General features: G+C 69.6%; 16 protein-coding genes and 3 pseudogenes. 2 read left to right on the top strand and 17 right to left on the bottom strand.

The window, feature by feature from the left end; translation table 11 throughout:
• Nucleotides 1-1,360: 1,360 nt before the first annotated feature.
• The 4 genes from AB0K67_RS38705 to AB0K67_RS38690 all read right to left on the bottom strand — a co-directional run bounded on the left by AB0K67_RS38705 (nucleotide 1,361) and on the right by AB0K67_RS38690 (nucleotide 5,521).
• Nucleotides 1,361-2,917, bottom strand: a complete 1,557-nt coding sequence (locus tag AB0K67_RS38705; RefSeq protein ID WP_364070102.1) for a YifB family Mg chelatase-like AAA ATPase — start codon at nucleotides 2,915-2,917, stop codon at nucleotides 1,361-1,363.
• Nucleotides 2,918-3,277 carry a YraN family protein gene (locus AB0K67_RS38700; protein WP_364070099.1) on the bottom strand — a complete coding sequence of 120 codons (360 nt, stop codon included), beginning with the start codon at nucleotides 3,275-3,277 and terminating at the stop codon, nucleotides 2,918-2,920.
• Between the two features lie 626 nt (nucleotides 3,278-3,903).
• Nucleotides 3,904-4,644: an ABC transporter permease gene (locus AB0K67_RS38695; RefSeq protein WP_364070097.1), complete on the bottom strand. Its 741-nt coding sequence runs from the start codon at nucleotides 4,642-4,644 to the stop codon at nucleotides 3,904-3,906.
• The gene (locus AB0K67_RS38690) at nucleotides 4,637-5,521 is read right to left on the bottom strand and encodes an ABC transporter ATP-binding protein (RefSeq protein WP_364070095.1); all 885 of its coding nucleotides are present in this window, start codon (nucleotides 5,519-5,521) and stop codon (nucleotides 4,637-4,639) included. The genes AB0K67_RS38695 and AB0K67_RS38690 overlap by 8 nt, the downstream gene beginning before the upstream one ends.
• A 438-nt stretch (nucleotides 5,522-5,959) precedes the next feature.
• Here AB0K67_RS38690 and AB0K67_RS38685 point away from each other — a divergent pair.
• Nucleotides 5,960-6,613, top strand: a pseudogene (locus AB0K67_RS38685) (histidine kinase dimerization/phosphoacceptor domain-containing protein); the annotation flags it as partial.
• A 267-nt stretch (nucleotides 6,614-6,880) separates the two neighbouring features.
• Nucleotides 6,881-7,261: pseudogene (locus AB0K67_RS38680) on the top strand (response regulator transcription factor); the annotation flags it as partial.
• A 54-nt stretch (nucleotides 7,262-7,315) separates the two neighbouring features.
• Here AB0K67_RS38680 and AB0K67_RS38675 read toward each other — a convergent pair.
• The 13 genes and pseudogenes from AB0K67_RS38675 to AB0K67_RS38615 form a co-directional block, all read right to left on the bottom strand.
• Nucleotides 7,316-7,639 (bottom strand): DUF2469 domain-containing protein, encoded by a 324-nt coding sequence (locus AB0K67_RS38675; RefSeq protein ID WP_364070092.1) that lies wholly within the window; start codon nucleotides 7,637-7,639, stop codon nucleotides 7,316-7,318.
• Between the two features lie 39 nt (nucleotides 7,640-7,678).
• Nucleotides 7,679-8,347 carry a ribonuclease HII gene (locus AB0K67_RS38670; protein WP_364070090.1) on the bottom strand — a complete coding sequence of 223 codons (669 nt, stop codon included), beginning with the start codon at nucleotides 8,345-8,347 and terminating at the stop codon, nucleotides 7,679-7,681.
• 53 nt (nucleotides 8,348-8,400) lie between these two features.
• Nucleotides 8,401-8,994, bottom strand: a complete 594-nt coding sequence (lepB, locus tag AB0K67_RS38665) for a signal peptidase I (RefSeq protein ID WP_364070088.1) — start codon at nucleotides 8,992-8,994, stop codon at nucleotides 8,401-8,403.
• Nucleotides 8,994-9,848 carry a signal peptidase I gene (gene lepB / locus AB0K67_RS38660; RefSeq protein WP_364070086.1) on the bottom strand — a complete coding sequence of 285 codons (855 nt, stop codon included), beginning with the start codon at nucleotides 9,846-9,848 and terminating at the stop codon, nucleotides 8,994-8,996. Before lepB (AB0K67_RS38660) ends, lepB (AB0K67_RS38665) begins: the two co-directional genes overlap by 1 nt.
• Nucleotides 9,849-9,989: 141 nt before the next feature.
• Nucleotides 9,990-10,352, bottom strand: coding sequence for a 50S ribosomal protein L19 (rplS, locus tag AB0K67_RS38655; protein ID WP_364070084.1), 363 nt, complete (start codon nucleotides 10,350-10,352; stop codon nucleotides 9,990-9,992).
• A gap of 155 nt (nucleotides 10,353-10,507) precedes the next feature.
• A complete protein-coding gene (gene trmD / locus AB0K67_RS38650; RefSeq protein WP_364070082.1) occupies nucleotides 10,508-11,287 on the bottom strand; it encodes a tRNA (guanosine(37)-N1)-methyltransferase TrmD in 780 nt (259 codons plus the stop codon).
• Nucleotides 11,287-11,787 carry a ribosome maturation factor RimM gene (rimM, locus tag AB0K67_RS38645; protein WP_364070080.1) on the bottom strand — a complete coding sequence of 167 codons (501 nt, stop codon included), beginning with the start codon at nucleotides 11,785-11,787 and terminating at the stop codon, nucleotides 11,287-11,289. Before rimM ends, trmD begins: the two co-directional genes overlap by 1 nt.
• A gap of 73 nt (nucleotides 11,788-11,860) precedes the next feature.
• A complete protein-coding gene (locus AB0K67_RS38640) occupies nucleotides 11,861-12,106 on the bottom strand; it encodes an RNA-binding protein (protein ID WP_043634919.1) in 246 nt (81 codons plus the stop codon).
• 1 nt (nucleotide 12,107) lies between these two features.
• Nucleotides 12,108-12,548, bottom strand: a complete 441-nt coding sequence (gene rpsP / locus AB0K67_RS38635; RefSeq protein ID WP_364070078.1) for a 30S ribosomal protein S16 — start codon at nucleotides 12,546-12,548, stop codon at nucleotides 12,108-12,110.
• 476 nt (nucleotides 12,549-13,024) lie between these two features.
• Nucleotides 13,025-14,572 carry a signal recognition particle protein gene (gene ffh / locus AB0K67_RS38630; RefSeq protein WP_364070076.1) on the bottom strand — a complete coding sequence of 516 codons (1,548 nt, stop codon included), beginning with the start codon at nucleotides 14,570-14,572 and terminating at the stop codon, nucleotides 13,025-13,027.
• Nucleotides 14,573-14,629: 57 nt separating this feature from the next.
• Nucleotides 14,630-15,190: an ATP/GTP-binding protein gene (locus AB0K67_RS38625; RefSeq protein WP_364070263.1), complete on the bottom strand. Its 561-nt coding sequence runs from the start codon at nucleotides 15,188-15,190 to the stop codon at nucleotides 14,630-14,632.
• Between the two features lie 7 nt (nucleotides 15,191-15,197).
• Nucleotides 15,198-15,521, bottom strand: coding sequence for a DUF742 domain-containing protein (locus AB0K67_RS38620; protein WP_364070260.1), 324 nt, complete (start codon nucleotides 15,519-15,521; stop codon nucleotides 15,198-15,200).
• A 77-nt stretch (nucleotides 15,522-15,598) separates the two neighbouring features.
• Nucleotides 15,599-15,689, bottom strand: a pseudogene (locus AB0K67_RS38615) (roadblock/LC7 domain-containing protein); the annotation flags it as partial.

Raw genomic sequence — 15,689 nt, 5'->3', positions numbered from 1 at the left:
GCCGGTTTGGTGCCCAGCACCTGCTGCGGTCTCCGGCCCGCTACCAGTGCTGGTGGTGCCGGGGTTGGTGTCCGGCGCGGCTTCGGTGCCCGATCCAGGCTCGGTCTCCGGTCTGGCTTCCGTCCGCGTTCGCATGTTCGCTGGCGCGACTTCGGTTAGCGGCCCACCATCGGTCCGCGGCCCACCATCGGTCCGCGGTCCGACTTCGGTCCGCGGTTCGACTTTCCCCGGCGCAGCTTCGGTCTCCGGTCCGATATCGGTCTGCGCCTCGGTGACGGGCTCCGGCTTGAAGCCGGTGGCCGTCCCGCCGTCCGTGCATACGCCGGCTTCCAAACCAGGCTGGGTGCCAGCGCTCATCCCGGGGGACGTGTCCGGCGCAGCTTCGGACCAGGGTCCGACTTCGGTTCCCGGCCCGCCCTCGGCCCCGCCCATGGCTGGGGTTCGGGTGCCGGGGGTGATGCCGCTCCTCGGGGCTGTTGCGGTGGACGTGTTGGTCTTGGCGGCGGTGAAACCATCGGTCTCGGCCACGGGGTGGGGTTCTGCGCTGGCGTGTGTGCTGGTCGCGACTTCGGTGCGCGCCTCGGCGCTTTGTGGTTTTACGGCGCTCGGGTGGCCGGTCGCACGAGCCTCGACGCTCGGAAGTGGTGTGGCGCTCGACTTCTCGTATGTACGGGCTCCGGTCCGCGACTCGGTCGTGCCGGCTTGGGCGGCCGGTGTCTCCGTGTTCCTCAAGTGGTCGGTGGTCCAGTGATCGCCTGGGTATCCGGAGGTCGACCCGGTTGGCGTGGGCGTCAGCGGTGCCTCGTGGCGAGCGGCAAGGGGTGTCACGTGGAGTGGCGGGGCTAGGGAGTCGGCATCCCCGGCAGCGGAGAAGCTGTCTCGGCAAGTTCGGTGCGACGTCTCGAAGGGGGTCGTGGAGTGCTGGGGTGGGCAGTAGGTAGCCTCGCCGACGGGCGACGTAAGCGTCGAGACGTCGGTCTCTTGTGCGAAGGCTGCACCGCCTGCTTCGGGTACGCGCCCCGGACCGGCATCCCCAGGCGTGAACGTTGCCCTGCCGTCTGTAGCGGTGTTCGCCGGAACGTTGCTCTCGGGTGGGACGCTTGGAACGCCCATGCCGGGTGGGATGTTCGCCGCAACGCCCGCGCCTGATGGGAAAGGCGGCAGGCCGTTCGGGTATGGCGTCGGGAAAGGGGTGCCGAGGCGTTCGAGGCTTGGCGTCTCGGTCACCTGCGGGTACGGCGCGGGCGGCGTGGGCAGCAGGGTCCGTGCCGTGCGTGAGGTGCCGCGTAGGGGTTGGCGGGGCGCGGGTGGGGTGGGGGTGATGGGCATGGGTGCTCCTTGAGGCAGCGAATCTGTCGGGTCAGGAGTGGGTGCCGAGCCAGAAGCCCAGGGCGGTGTTGGTCTCGTCTTGACCGGGGGCGTCCTTGTCGGCCAGGTCGGCGAGGGTCCAGGCCACGCGGACCACGCGGTCGAGGCCGCGCGCGGTGAGGGTGCCGGCGTCAAGGCAGGCCGTCATGGGACGCATGGCGTCGGCGGAAGGGCGGAACTTCGCGTGCAGGACAGAGGACGGGATCTCGGCGTTGGAGCGCCACGGGGTGCCGGCCAGGCGGGCGGCGGCGCGTTCGCGGGCGGCGAGTACGCGCTCCGCCACGACCTTGCTGCTCTCCACGAACTGGCGATCGGCCAGCAGTTCCCGCCGTGACGACCGGGCGACCATGACCTTCATGTCGATCCGGTCGAGCAGCGGCCCGGAGAGCCTGCCGATGTAGCGGCGCTTGACCGTCGGCGTACACCGGCAGGTGTCCTTCTGGTCGTCCGCCTGGGCGCAGGGGCACGGGTTCGCGGCCAGGACGAGCATGAACCTGGCGGGGAACGTCACCGACCCTACCGATCGCGACACCGTCACCTGCCCGGACTCCAGGGGCTGCCGCAGGGCGTCGAGCACGCTGCGCTGAAACTCGGGCGCCTCGTCCAGGAACAGCACGCCCCGGTGCGCCAGCGAGACGGCCCCAGGGCGTACGGTCGTGCTGCCGCCACCGATGATCGCCGCCGCCGTGGCCGTGTGATGCGGGCTGACGAAGGGCGGGCGCGACATCATCGGAGAGTCGGACGGCAGGGTGCCGGCTACGGAGTGGATGGCCGTGACCTCGAGGGCGTGGTCGAGCTTCAGGTCGGGCAGGAGCGTGGGAAGGCGCTCGGCGAGCATGGTCTTGCCGGTGCCGGGCGGGCCGAGCATCCACAGGTTGTGGCCGCCCGCCGCGCACACCTCAAGGGCTCTGCGGGCGACCGGCTGGCCCACGACGTCGGCCAGGTCCACGTCGGGTGCGGCGGTGGTCTGCAGCGGCTCGACGTGTTCTGTGGCGGGCTCTTCGCGCTCCTCGATGACGGGGCTCGGCGCGTCGTCGCCCTTGCGCAGCCACTCCACGAGCTGGCGCAGATCGCTGACGGGGACCACCTTTACGTCGGGCACGAGCACGGCCTCCGCCGTGTTCGCCGCCGGGACCACGACCGTGACGTCGCCGTGGCCGGCCGCCCCCAAGACGGAGGGGAGCACGCCGCGCACGCCTCTGATGCGGCCGTCTAGCCCGAGCTCACCGAGGAAGAACGGCTCCGCGATGCGCTCGGCGGGGACCACGCCCGCCGCCCCGAGTATCGCCACGGCGATGGCAAGATCGAATTGCGAACCGCGCTTGGGCAGGCTGGCCGGGAAGAGGCTGACGATGATGCGCGCGTCGGGCCACGGGTAGTGGCTGTTGACCATGGCCGACCTGACTCGGTCGCGGGCCTCGCTCAACGCCGTGTCGGGCAGGCCGATGAGGTGGATGCCGGCCAGGCCGTTGCCCACGTCGGCCTCCACCTCGACCGTGCGGCCCGCGACCCCCACCAGCGCCACACTTCGCGTACGGGCGACGGCCATCTAGATCGCCCCGCGTACGTGACGCAGCGAGAAGTCGCCCGCGAAGCGCTCGACGGCGATCACGTCCACCCGCACCGACTCGTACGAACGTGACTGGCCGGCCAGCCACATGGCGGCCAGCATCCGCAGCCTGGCCAGCTTGACCCGGCTCACCGACTCCAGCGCCGAGCCGTGTGACCTGCTCGATCTGGTCTTGACCTCGGCCACGACCAGGGTGCGGCCCTCTTCGGCGATGATGTCGATCTCGCCGTGGCGGCAGCGCCAGTTGCGTTCGAGCACGCGCATGCCCTGCGACTTGAGGTAGGCGGCCGCCAGGTGCTCGCCGCGTTTGCCCAGCTCTTGTTTGCTCTCCGTGGCCATTGCCGAACTCCGTCCTGTCGGTGGGTGCGGGGTGTGGCACGACCATCGCGGATGCGGGCCCAGCGAGAAGGGGCCGAACGGGATTCTGTGGACGAGGGGTCCAAGAGTGGCGACGCCTGTGGATGTGTGTCCGTGTGTCCCCGGGAGTGGTGACGGCTGTGGATGAGGAACCTGGGAGTGGTGACGGCGGTGGACGAGCGCCCTGGGAGTGGTGACGGCGGTGCATGAACGCTCCGCCCGTGACGGTGACGGTCACTGTGGTGGAGCGGTGACGATCACTGCGATGGTGGCAGGGCGGTGCCGGTTGCGGTGTCGGGGTGCTGTTGGGTGGCGACGGTGGCATGCCCTCCCGCGGACAGGCCCTGGGAAGCACTGGGTTGCCCGTGTCGGGCGGTGACAGTAGCGGAATATCGGGGCGGGTAGTGACGGTGGCCGGCGCTGTCGGTGGAGGCACCCCCTCGTATCGGCGGGCCCTCTCGTATCGGCGGGCCCCCTCGTAGCGGTAGGCCCCCGTATCGGCGGGGCCCCTCGTATCGGCGGGCCCCCTCGTAGCGGTGGGACCCCTCGTATCGGCGGGCCCCTCGTAGCGGTGGGGCACCCCTTCGTGTACGTCGTTGCGGGCGCGTTCAGGAGAAGCGTCTGCCCTCGTCCCGCCGGTACGCCCACACCGCCGCGACCGCCATCCCCACCGTCCACACCGCGAGCATGACAAGCGGCACGACCTCAGGCAGGGTCCCGGCCACGGCCCACCAGATCAGCTCGGCCGCACCCCTGGCCGGCACGTACGGCGAGACGACCTGCACGAACCCGGGCAGAACCTGCGGCGGCAGCAGCAACCCGCCGAGCACCGCCATGGGGAAGAACAGCAGCTGCGCCACCGCCATGGCGGCCTTGAACGCCAGCACGTACCCGACGACCAGCCCCATCAGCATGAACGGCACCACGGCCACCACCAGCGCCCCCACCCCAAGCAGCAGTCTGCCCGGTGTGACCGCCGCCTCCGTGAACAGCGCCCCCATCACCAGCACAGGGATCACCGAGAGCAGCATGACGGCCAGCGTGGACAGGATGCGCCCGGCGAAGCGCGGCAGCGGCCCCGCCGGCAGGGTGCGCAGGTACGGGCTCCACGGCTGCTCCCGGTCCTGCGCGACGGCGGTGCCGAGCCCGATCAGCGCGGACGACATGGCCCCGAACAGCATCAGCGAGCTTGTCGCCGTGGTCGCCGCCGCGGCGTCCTGGCCCGCGTACGGCACCACGAACGCCACCATCGCCACGGCCGGAAAGAACGCGGCGGCCAGCAGCCCGATCGGGGTCCTGATCTGCTCGATGAGCAGGAAACGGGTGTGCGCGAGCACGAGACTAGGCATCAACAGTCTCCTTGGAGGCGGTGAGCGCGAGGAAGGCTTCTTCGAGCGTGGCCGGCCTGATCTCCAGCCCGGAGAACGCCACTCCACTCCGCACCAGCTCCACCACCAACCGGTCGGGATCGCTGACGACCAGGTCGGCACGACCGTCCACGCGTTCGGCAGCGAGGACACCGGGCAGCTCGGGCAGCCGATCACAGGCGAACGAGACCCGCCGGGTGCCGACCATGCCCCGCACGGCCCGCATGGTGCCGTCGGCCAGCACACGGCCATGCCCGACGACCACGACCCGCTGGGCCAGCGCCTCGACCTCCTCCAGGTAGTGGCTGGTGAGCAGGACGGTGCCGCCTTCCTCATGGAACGCCCTGATGCCGTCCCAGAGCGCCCGCCGGCCCTCGACGTCCAGCCCGGTCGTGGGCTCGTCCAGGAACACCTTCCACGGTCTCCCCACGAACGCCGGCGCCACCCCCAGCCGCCGCCGCTGCCCGCCGGACAGCCCGCCGACCTGCCGCCCGGCGAGGCCATCCAGGCCGAAGCGGGCGAGCAGCTCAGCCGTGTCAGCGTGATCGGGGAAGTGCGCGGCGACGAACGAGACGATCTCGCCCACCCGCTGCGATTCCGGCAGCCCGGTCTCCTGCGGAGTCACGCCGATACCGCGCCGCAGCACGGGGTCGCCCGGCGCACCGCCGAGCAGCTCGACCGTGCCCGACGTCGGCCTGCGCAGACCGGTGAAGAGGTTGATGAGGGTGGATTTGCCGGCGCCGTTCGGGCCGAGCAGCCCGACCAGCTCGCCCGCCCGGATGTCGAGCGAGACGCCGTCGAGCGCGCGCACCTCGCCGTAGCGGCGCGTGACGTCGATCGCTCGGGCGAGGACCGTCATGGGGTTCTCCTGTCTGTACGCGACCGGGAAGCGACCGGGCTCACCGCCGTACCAGCCCGCCCACGAGGACGGCACCCACGACGAGATGCATCACGACCAGCACCGACATCGCCGCACCGCCCACGGCACCGCCGAGAGGCCCCCATCCGCACGGACAGCACGATCCCGGCGAGGGGCACCGCCAGAGCCCAGACGGCCAGGGCGATCGCGGCGGCGACGAGCACGGCGAGGGTCTTCTGACGGAGCCGAGCGGCCCTCGTGTGGACGTTCGGACGGAGGCATGTGAGCTTGGAGTAGGAGCGTTCATGCCGCCAACCATGACCGAGCGCCCCTACCCACCGCATCGGGCGCGAGGTCGCGACGCCCCCTCCCCCGGTGGGGGACGTCTCCGACTTTGGTAGGTGATGCCCTGTCCGGCGCGCGGGCCAGCCTGGCCCGATGTACCCGTTCCGCCCCTCGTACCCTCTCGCCATCGCCATCATCATCCTGGCGACGGGCACGCTCACCGGCGTCACGTTGTGGGCCGTGGCCGACCAGGCGAGCTGGGCGCTGGACGTGGCGGTCGCGGTGGCGAGCCTGGCGGCGGCCCTGGCCCAGCTATGGTGGCCGGTACGCGGCGCGCTGGCCGCGACGCTCCTGGCCACGCTGTCCCCGGTGGCGACGCCGGCGGCGACGTTGGGCGCGTTGCAGGTGGCGCAGCGCAGGCGGTTCCCGGTGGCGGCGGGGGTGGCGGCCGCGGGCATGGCGGCCCACCTGGTGCAGGGCCTGTGGCGGCCCAGCTCCGGCATCTCGCTGCCGTGGTGGCTGCTGCTGATCTGCGCCGCGTACGGTGCCCTCCTCGGCTGGGGCGCGCTGGCCCGCTCGCGCCGCGCCCTGCTCGCCTCGCTGCACGAACGCGCCCGCCGGGCCGAGGCCGAGCAGGGCCGCCGGGTGGCGGAGGCCCGTGCGGCCGAGCGTCGTCTGCTGGCCAGGGAGATGCACGACGTTCTGGCCCACCGCCTGTCCCTGGTGGCCACGCACGCGGGCGCGCTGGAGTACCGTCCCGAGGCCTCCCCCGAGCAGCTCGCACGAGCGGCGGGGGTGGTCCGTACGGGGGTGCGGCAGGCGCTGGAGGAGCTGCGGCAGGTGATCAGCCTGCTGCGCGAGCAGGACGACGAGCGGGACGAGTTCGAGCCGCCTCCCGGCCTGGCCGACCTGCCCGGCCTGATCGGGGAGGCGCGGGAGGCAGGACAGCCGGTACGGCTGCGCGACGAGGTGACCGGCACCCCACCACCCCGGTGGACAAGACCGCCTCCGGGTGATCCAGGAGGGCCTCACCTACGCCCGCAAACACGCCCCCGGCCAGCCGGTCGAGGTCCGCAGATCGTGGAGGCGGTCACGAGGGTGGCGGCGGGCGATCCCATCCTGTCGCCACGCGTCACCAGGCGCCTGATGGAGCCGACGATCGCCCAGGCGGGCGCCTACGAGCGGGCCAGGGCCGCGCTGGCGGTGCTGACGCCGCGCGAGCACGAGGTGGCGCTGGCCATCGCGCGGGGACGTACGAACGCCGACATCGCCGAAGACCTCTCGATGGGCGTCACGACCGTGAAGGCCCACGTCTCCAGCATCCTGGCCAAGCTCGACCTGGACAACCGCACCCAGATCGCGCTCCTGGCCCACGACGCGGGGCTCACGTGGAGACGCGGGGCCCACGCAGAACGGCGCGTGCTCCACGTAGACCAGGACGTGGGCCTCACGTAGAACACGGCGCGGGGCTCACGTAGCGGCAGAGGCGCTCCTCCCGGCGAGCGAGCGCTATCCCGCGAACCCCTCCTTGGGCATCTCGAGGTCCGCCTTGGCGAGCTCTTCCACGTTGACGTCCTTGAACGTCACCACGCGCACGTTCTTGACGAACCGCGCAGGCCGGTACATGTCCCACACCCAGGCGTCCTGCATCTTCACATCGAAGAAGACGTCGCCGTTCTCCGCGGTACGGACGTCGAGATCGACCGAGTTGGTCAGATAGAACCGCCGCTCAGTCTCCACCACGTATGTGAACAAACCGACGACATCCCGGTATTCGCGGTAAAGCTGCAGCTCCATCTCGGTTTCGTACTTTTCGAGATCCTCTGCGCTCATCGCGGTCCTCCTGTCGTACCGGTCCCCCGGTGTGCCTGCTCAGGCAACCCCGGCCCCCAATTCATTCTCACCCATCCCCCTCGCCACCGTGACGAAGGAGTAACGGTGATCGGGACACGGGCCGTGCGTCTCCAGCGCCAGCCGATGTCCCGGTGTGACGTACCCCTTGTGCTCGGCGAAGCCGTAGTGCGGGTAGCGCTCGTCGAGCGCGACCATGATGCGGTCTCGGGTCACCTTGGCCACGATCGACGCGGCCGCCACGCACGCGGCCACCTGGTCCCCCTTCCACACGGCCAGTGACGGTGCCGGCAGCCCCGGAACCGGGAAACCGTCCGTCAGGATGTACTCCGGGTCACATGGCAACTGTGCGACGGCTCGCCGCATTCCTGCGACGTTGCATTTGTGCAGACCTTTTGCGTCGATCTCCCCAGGCGGGATGACCACTATGCCGACGTGGGAGACGCGCATGATCTGCTCGTAGAGGCGTTCGCGCACCACCGGGCTCAGCAGCTTGGAGTCGCCGAGCCCGGGGACCTGCTTGCGCAGGATGACGGCCGCCACCACCAGCGGGCCCGCGCACGCGCCGCGGCCGGCCTCGTCGACGCCCGCGATGGGGGCGAGGCCGCGGCGGGCGAGCGCCCGCTCATAGGCGTAGAGTCCGGAATCGCGCCGGACGACGCTCGGTCGAGGGCGGAACGCTACTGTCATGACACAGGCAGCGTACGCCCCATTCGCCGCAAACCGCGACCTGAAGCGGACGCCTACTTGACCTTGTCGAAGGTCTCGGGACGGGAGAACAGGTAGCCCCGCGACAGCGGCCAGTAGCGCACCACGGCCTTGCCGATGACGTCCTCTTCCGAGATGAAACCGCCTCCGGGCTCCTCCATGTGGGCCCGGGAGTCGGCCGAGGCGCTGCGGTGGTCGCCCATCAGCCACAGCTTCCCCTCCGGCACCGTGACGTCGAACTCGTCGCCGGAAGGGTAGTCGTCGGGATAGAGGTACGACTCCTCGTCGAGCGGGGTGCCGTTGACCGTGATGCGCCGCTGCTTGTCGCAGCACTTCACATGGTCGCCGCCGACGCCGATGACCCGCTTGATCGTGTCCTCGCCGTTCCAGCCCTTGAACACCACGATGTCGCCGCGCTCCGGCTTGCCCGCGAGCTTGTTGACGAACACCCGGTCGTTGACCAGCAGGGTGTTCTCCATGGACTCCGACGGGATGTAGAACGACCCGACCACGAACGCCTGGAGCAGCAGCGCTATGCCGACCCCTATGACGATCAGCAGGACGGTCTCCCGGAAACCGCCCTTCTTCTTCTCTTTTGCCACACCCTCCGCCTTCTTGAAGAAGGCCATCAGCGCCTCCTCAGACGCCGACGAACCAGGACCAAGGGTACGGCCAGCCCGAACCCGGCCACCAGCGGGACCGACCCGCCGAGCGCCTGCAGCGCGGGTTGAGCGAAGGTCTCGGGTATGTCGATGGAGCCGAACCGGTCGAACGGCCACACGATCACGAAGGCCCGTCCGATGACCTGGCTGACGGGGATCGAGCCGCCGCCCGGATCACCGGTGTGGGAGCGCGAGTCGAGCGAGACCGAGCGATGGTCGCCCATCACCCACAGCCGCCCCTCCGGCACGGTGATGTCGAAGAAGGTGTCGGAGGGCACGTTGCCCGGATAGAGGTAGCTCTCCTCGTTGATCGGTGTGCCGTTGACCGTGATGCGGCCTTGGGAGTCGCAGCACTTCACGTGATCGCCGCCGACGCCGATGACGCGCTTGATGTAGTCCTTCTCGCCGGGCACCACGCCGAAGGCGGTGCCCACCCACCGGAAGAACGCCGCGACCGCGTTGGACGGCTCCTCCATCTGGAACTCGCCGTCCCAGGAGTCGACACCGGAGAAGACCACCACGTCACCACGCTCGATGTCCCTGACGTGGTAAACGAGCTTGTTGACCAGGACCCTGTCGTTCTTGAGCAGGGTGTTCTCCATCGACTCCGACGGAATGTAGAAGGCCTGGACCACAAACGTCTTGATGATCAGGGCCAGTACCAGGGCGACCACGATGAGAACGGGGAGCTCTTTCCAGAATGACCCCTTCTTCTCCTTTTTCTCGCCCTTGGCCGGCTTGTGAGTCTCTTCGGCGACCACGTCCACCTCGTCCTCGACAGGGCGGCGCGCAGCGCCGTGCTCCTGGCTTTCGCTAGTCATCGCTGACGAGCCTAGATGATGACTAGGCCCGACAACCCTCGACCGACGTTACACCCACGCACGAGTCGCTCCACATAAAGGAAACGCCGCTGTAAAGCCGAAAGGCCCGCGCTTACACGCGGGCCATCGGAAAACGAGGCTTTACTTGGCGGCCGTCGTCTCGCGCTTCTCGCGGATGCGGGCGGCCTTACCGCGAAGGTCGCGCATGTAGTAGAGCTTGGCGCGGCGGACGTCACCACGGGTCACGAGGACGATCTTCTCGATGACCGGGCTGTGCACCGGGAAGGTGCGCTCGACGCCGACACCGTAGCTCACCTTGCGGACCGTGAAGGTCTCGCGGGCGCCGCTGCCCTGCCTGCGCAGGACGAAGCCCTTGAAGACCTGGATTCGGGAACGGTTGCCTTCGACGACTCGGACGTGAACCTCGAGCGTGTCACCGGGGCGGAAGTCCGGCACGTCATCGCGCAGGGTCGCCTTCTCGAGCTCCTGGATCTTCGTGTGCATGAGAGTCTATTCCTCAAAGTTCGCGGGCACGCGGAGGTCCACCCGTCCGAACTCGGCATGAGCACGGCGGCGAAGTGGACGCGCTTGCTGTCTCTTGGGGTCCGGGGTCGCTCTTCCCGGGCACGCAGCACCGACCGCTGTTGGTCGGCAGCGATTCAGTTTGCCATATCTTCCGGCTGGAGGCGAAACGACAGCTCTTCGAGCAGTTTGCGATCATGCTTGTCGAGCGTCGCCGGGTCGAGCGCCGCCGCCAGTTCCGGCCTGTTCCGTACGGTACGCCGGATCGCCTCGTCACGCCGCCATCTGGCGACTTTTCCGTGGTGTCCGGACAGCAGCACCGGGGGCACCTCGTGTCCCCGCCACACCGGCGGCTTGGTGTAGACCGGCCCCTCGACCAGGTTGCGCATCGCCCCCGGCGCGAACGAGTCGTCCACGGCCGACTGGGCGTTGCCCAGCACGCCGGGCAGCAGCCTGCCGACGGCCTCGATCATGACCAGCACCGCCACCTCGCCGCCGGCCAGCACGTAGTCGCCGATGCTGACCTCGTCGACGCGCAGCCGCGTGGAGTACTCCTCCATGACGCGCGCGTCGATGCCCTCGTAGCGCCCGCAGGCGAACAGCAGCCACGACTCCCCCGCCAGCTCCTGCGCCAGCTCCTGGGTGAACGGCCGCCCGCTCGGCGTCGGCACGATCATGCGCGGCGAGCCGTCGCCGATCACGTCGTCGATGGCCTCGCCCCACACCTCGGGCTTCATCACCATGCCGGGGCCGCCGCCGTACGGCGTGTCGTCCACGGTCTTGTGGACGTCGTGGGTCCAGTCGCGGAGCTGGTGGACCCGGATGTCGAGGATGCCGCGCTCGCGCGCCTTGCCGATCAGCGAGACGTCGAGCGGCGCGAAGTACTCGGGAAAGATGGAGATGATGTCGAGGCGCATCACAGCAGGCCCTCCGGGGGATCGACGACCAGCCGCCCCGCCTCCAGATCGACCTCGGGCACCAGCGCCTTGACGAACGGGATGAGAGCCTCGTCCTGGCCCTTCCTCTTGACGACGAGGAGGTCCTGGCCGTGATGGAGCACGTCCTCCACCTCGCCCACGTGCTCGCCCGCGACGGTCACCACGGTCAGGCCGATGAGCTGGTGGTCGTGGAACTCGTCGGGGTCGTCGGAGGGCTCCACGTCGGCCGAGTCGATGACCAGCATGGTGCCCCGCAGCTCCTCGGCGGCGTTGCGGTCGGGGACCTCCTCGAACGCCACCAGCAGCACGCCCTTGTGCCACCGGCGGCCGGCGACGACGAGCGGCCCCCGGTCGGCGGGGTCGGTGGCGATGGCGGTGCCGGGGGCGAAGCGCAGCTCGGGATCGTCGGTGCGCACCTCCACGGTCACCTCACCGCGCACCCCGTGCGGGCGGCCTATCCGGCCGACGACCAGCTGCACGTGAACCTGCCTTCTCTTATCAACGCAAGCGCCCCCATCGGTACGAAGCCGATGAGGGCGCAGAAACCTGACGCTAACGGACTGCTTCGTGCAGATCGAGCAGATCGACCCGTACGTACTTCCCGTCGGCCAGGGCGTTCACGACCGTGCGCAGCGCCTTGGCGGTGCGCCCGCCGCGTCCGATGACCTTGCCCAGGTCCTCGGGATGCACCCGGACCTCCAGGACGCGCCCGCTGCGAATGCGGCGTGCGCGGACCCGGACATCGTCTGGATGTTCGACGATGCCCTTCACGAGGTGCTCGAGAGCCTCCTCGAGCACGTCAGGCCTCGCCCTCGGTCTTGGTCTCGGCGGGGGCCTCGGCCTCGTCCTTCTTCTTGGACTTCTTCGGCGTGGTGGCGGCCGTGCCGGTGTCGCCACCGGACAGCGCCTCCTTGGCCGCGGCCTCGTAGATGGCGTGACGGTCAGGCGCGGGCTCCGCGACCTTCAGCGGCGGCGGAGCGGGCTCGCCCTTGAACTTCTGCCAGTCACCGGTGAGCTTGAGCAGCTTGAGCACCGGCTCGGTCGGCTGCGCGCCGACACCCAGCCAGTAGGCCGCACGCTCGGCGTTGACCTCGATGCGCGAAGGGTTCTCCTTCGGGTGGTACAGACCGATCTCCTCGATCGCCCGGCCGTCACGCTTGGTGCGGCTGTCGGCGACGACGATGCGGTACTGAGCGTTGCGGATCATGCCGAGCCGCTTGAGCTTGATCTTGACTGCCACGGGTGTGGTCTCTCCTGCATTCGCACGTGGGTGAACGGCGCCTCGCCGAGTGGGGCACGACGCGACGACGCTCCAGGGACAAACGCGTCCGGCGGGAGATGAGAGGGCACCCGCCTGGTCACGGTGTTCCAACATGTCATTCTGCCAGATCCCCGGCACTGCTCACGACCTGTCACCACAGCTCGGCGCAAAGATCCGACAATCCCCGGGGAATCGCCGTGCCCGCCGCGAGGAGCGCCGGGCACGGCCTGGCGAGAGCTCCGGCCGGGCGTGGCGGCTCCCACCCCGCCACCAGGCCAGAGCCCCCGCCGCACACCGGCCGGCCGCCAGGCAACCCCGGGCGCGTCGCCGTGAAGCCCATCGAGCAGCCGGGCGTGTCGTCGCAGGCTCACCCGGAAAGCCGACGGTCGTCGCGAAGCTCGCCAAGACACGGCGGCGCCGCCCCGAACCTCGGGGCGGCGCGAACCCGAAGCAGCCTACTTCTGGCCGGGAAGGCGGAGCTTGGAGGGGTCGAAGCCCGGCGGCAGCTCGACCCCGGGCGGCAGCTTCCCGCCGAGGTTGCCCAGCACGCCGCCGCTCTTCTTGGCGCCGTCGCCGGACGACGACCCGGCCTTGCCGAGCGCCGCCTTGCGCGGGTCGCCGCTGACGCGCCGCCCCTTCTTGTTCTTCTTCTGCGACTTGGCCGCCTTGCTCCGGCCGCCCGGCATGCCGGGGATGCCCATGCCGCCCGCCATCCGCTTCATCATCTTCTGTGCCTCGAAGAAGCGGGTGACGAGGTTGCTCACGGCGCTGACGCTGACGCCGGAACCGGCGGCGATGCGAGCCCGGCGCGACCCGTTGATGATCTTCGGGTCCTGGCGCTCGGCCGGCGTCATGGAGCGGATGATCGCCGCGATGCGGTCGAGGTCGCGATCGTCGATGGAGTTGATCTGATCGCGCATCTGCCCCATGCCGGGCATCATCCCGAGCAGGTTCTTGATGGGCCCCATCTTCTGGACCATCTGCATCTGCTCGAGGAAGTCGTCGAGGGTGAAGTTCTCGCCCGAGGTGAGCTTGCCCGCCATCTTGGCGGCCTGCTCCTCGTCGAACGTCTTCTGGGCCTGCTCGATCAGGGTGAGGATGTCACCCATGTCGAGGATGCGCGAGGCCATCCGGTCGGGGTGGAAGGCGTCGAAGTCCTCGAGCTTCTCACCCGTCGAGGCGAACATGATCGGCTTGCCGGTGATGTGGCGCACCGACAGGGCCGCGCCGCCGCGCGCGTCGCCGTCGAGCTTGGTCAGCACCACGCCGTCGAAGCCGACGCCCTCCATGAACGCCTGCGCCGTGACCACGGCGTCCTGGCCGATCATGGCGTCGACCACGAACAGGACCTCGTCGGGCGAAACCGCGTCGCGGATGTCGGCGGCCTGCTTCATCATCTCCTGGTCGATGCCCAGGCGGCCGGCGGTGTCGATGATGACGATGTCGTGGTTGAGCCGCCTGGCCTCGTCGACCGACCTGCGGGCCACCTCGATCGGGTCGCCCACGCCGTTGCCGGGCTCCGGCGCGTAGACCGCGACCTGCGCGCGCTCGCCCACGACCTGCAGCTGCTGGACGGCGTTGGGCCGCTGCAGGTCGGCGGCGACGAGCATGGGCGCGTGGCCCTGCTCGCGCAGCCACCTGGCCAGCTTGCCCGCCAGCGTCGTCTTACCTGCACCCTGCAGACCCGCCAGCATGATGACGGTCGGAGGCGTCTTGGCGAAGCGCAGCCTGCGGGTCTCGCCACCGAGGATCTCGATCAGCTCGTCATTGACGATCTTGACGACCTGCTGCGCCGGGTTCAGCGCCTGGGAGACCTCGGAACCGCGGGCACGCTCCTTGACCTGGGCGACGAACGCCTTGACCACCGGCAGCGCGACATCGGCCTCGAGCAGGGCGATGCGGATCTCGCGGGTGGTGGCGTCGATGTCGGCATCGGACAGCCGCCCTTTGGATCGGAGGGAGGAGAAGACCGATGTCAGCCGGTCGGATAGCGTCTCGAACACGTGGTTGGCCAGTCCTCGAAGCGAATGTACGTCTAAGACTCCAGCCTAGCCGCTCCGCTAGCCGCTCCAACCTGGCACGGCCATCCTGACCGTCAATGCGTGTTCGACGAGCTGGATCAGCGTGTTCTTGACCGACTCCTTGGAGCGGGCGTCGAGCCGCACCATGGGGATGTGCGGCGCCAGGGTCAGGGCGTCGCGCACCTCGGCGTCGCTGTGCGGGTACTGGCCGTCCCAGCCGTTGATGCCGACCACGAACGGAAGCTGCGCCTCCTCGAAGTAGTCGATGGCGGGGAAGCTGTCGGCGAGCCGCCGCGTGTCCACGAGCACGACGGCCCCGATGGCGCCGCGCACGAGGTCGTCCCACATGAACCAGAACCGGTGCTGTCCGGGCGTGCCGAACAGATAGAGGATCAGGTCGCGGTCGAGGGACACGCGGCCGAAGTCCATGGCGACGGTCGTGGTCGACTTCAGCGGCGTCATGCCGAGGTCGTCGATCCCGGCGGAGGCGTCGGTCATGACGGCCTCCGTGGTGAGCGGCATGATCTCCGACACCGCGCCGACGAACGTCGTCTTGCCCACCCCGAAGCCACCGGCCACGACGATCTTCGTCGAGGTCAGACCGGGGCTAGAGCCTGCGAAGTCCACTGAGCACCCTTTCCAGCAGGTTGACGTCCGGTCGACCCGCCTCGAGCTGCGGCTGGTGCACTCGTACGAGGCCCTCCGCCGCCATGTCCGCGATCAGAACACGCGCGACGCCGAGCGGGATCCGCAGCAGCGCCGACACCTCGGCCACCGACCTGACCTGCAGGCAGAGCTGGCTGATCGCCTTGTACTCCGGCGTGATGTGGGAGAACTCCCGGTGCTCGGCGGTCGCCGACGACACCAGGGCCTCCATCGCCAGCTTGAGCTTGGGCGCGGTCCGCCCGCCCGTGACGGCGTAGGGGCGCACCGGCGATGGCGGTTCGGATCTTGGGGGCGGTGGTGGGGGCTCCCAGCCGCCGCTGTTCCACGAATTGCTCACCTACATCACCTTGACTGACTGGCGCGCAGCTCGGCACGCACAGCCGGAGTCAGCACCTGACCGGCGCGATCGACCATCAACGTCATCTGATACGCC

The organism is Nonomuraea sp. NPDC052634, assembly GCF_040678535.1.
Taxonomy (GTDB): Bacteria; Actinomycetota; Actinomycetes; order Streptosporangiales; family Streptosporangiaceae; genus Nonomuraea; species Nonomuraea fastidiosa.
Note: the sequence above shows the minus strand (reverse complement) of the source record. Positions and strands in the feature narration are given on the sequence as shown.

Excerpts from the sequence above, each read along its gene's own strand:
- AB0K67_RS38705 (WP_364070102.1), bottom strand. The coding sequence starts at position 2,917 with ATGGCCGTCGCCCGTACGCGAAGTGTGGCGCTGGTGGGGGTCGCGGGC.
- AB0K67_RS38700 (WP_364070099.1), bottom strand. The coding sequence starts at position 3,277 with ATGGCCACGGAGAGCAAACAAGAGCTGGGCAAACGCGGCGAGCACCTG.
- AB0K67_RS38695 (WP_364070097.1), bottom strand. The coding sequence starts at position 4,644 with ATGCCTAGTCTCGTGCTCGCGCACACCCGTTTCCTGCTCATCGAGCAG.
- AB0K67_RS38690 (WP_364070095.1), bottom strand. The coding sequence starts at position 5,521 with ATGACGGTCCTCGCCCGAGCGATCGACGTCACGCGCCGCTACGGCGAG.
- AB0K67_RS38675 (WP_364070092.1), bottom strand. The coding sequence starts at position 7,639 with ATGAGCGCAGAGGATCTCGAAAAGTACGAAACCGAGATGGAGCTGCAG.
- AB0K67_RS38670 (WP_364070090.1), bottom strand. The coding sequence starts at position 8,347 with ATGACAGTAGCGTTCCGCCCTCGACCGAGCGTCGTCCGGCGCGATTCC.
- lepB (WP_364070088.1), bottom strand. The coding sequence starts at position 8,994 with ATGGCCTTCTTCAAGAAGGCGGAGGGTGTGGCAAAAGAGAAGAAGAAG.
- lepB (WP_364070086.1), bottom strand. The coding sequence starts at position 9,848 with ATGACTAGCGAAAGCCAGGAGCACGGCGCTGCGCGCCGCCCTGTCGAG.
- rplS (WP_364070084.1), bottom strand. The coding sequence starts at position 10,352 with ATGCACACGAAGATCCAGGAGCTCGAGAAGGCGACCCTGCGCGATGAC.
- trmD (WP_364070082.1), bottom strand. The coding sequence starts at position 11,287 with ATGCGCCTCGACATCATCTCCATCTTTCCCGAGTACTTCGCGCCGCTC.